The sequence below is a fragment of the Saccharopolyspora tripterygii genome (genome assembly GCF_054778355.1).
This window is the reverse complement of the sequence record NZ_BAAGZP010000069.1, coordinates 1-542: the sequence shown is the minus strand read 5'-3', so window position 1 is coordinate 542 and position 542 is coordinate 1. Positions and strand designations below refer to the sequence as shown.

1 protein-coding gene is annotated in these 542 nt (G+C 64.2%); it reads left to right on the top strand.

Features of this window, described 5'->3' with window-relative positions; all coding sequences use genetic code 11:
• Positions 1-5 precede the first annotated feature (5 nt).
• Positions 6-542 (top strand): transposase (locus ACYVF3_RS32560; RefSeq protein ID WP_461158122.1); only part of this gene is annotated, 537 nt, incomplete at its 3' end.

The following is a 542-nucleotide window of genomic DNA, read 5'->3' as shown; positions in this document are numbered from 1 at the left end:
CGGATATGCAGCAAGACCCGTTGGGGACGGCTGCGGCGGAGTCGTCGCCGTCGGCGCGGGAAATGGTCGATCAGATGGTCGAGGCCGGTTTGTTCGACGAGTTGATGTCGAAGGTCGATGAAGGCGGGCTGGCGCTGACCGGCGAGGGTGGGCTTCTTCCCGAGCTGGTCAAGACGGTGCTGGAGCGTGGCCTGCAGGCGGAGATGTCGGACCATCTCGGCTATGACAAGGGCGATCCGGCCGGGCGCGGAAGTCTGAATTCCCGCAATGGCAGTAGCGCGAAAACGATCTCGACCGAGGTCGGCGATGTTGATCTGTCGGTGCCCCGGGACCGGGTCGGGTCGTTCGAGCCGCGTCTGGTTCCGAAAGGCTCGCGCCGGGCCGGCGGGCTCGACGAGATCATCATCTCGCTGTATGCGGGTGGGATGACCGTCCGCGATATCGGGCTTCACCTGCAGCGCACCTATGGCACCGAGCTGTCACACGAGACGATTTCCAAGATCACCGACGCGGTGCTGGACGAGGTTAAGGCCTGGCAATCA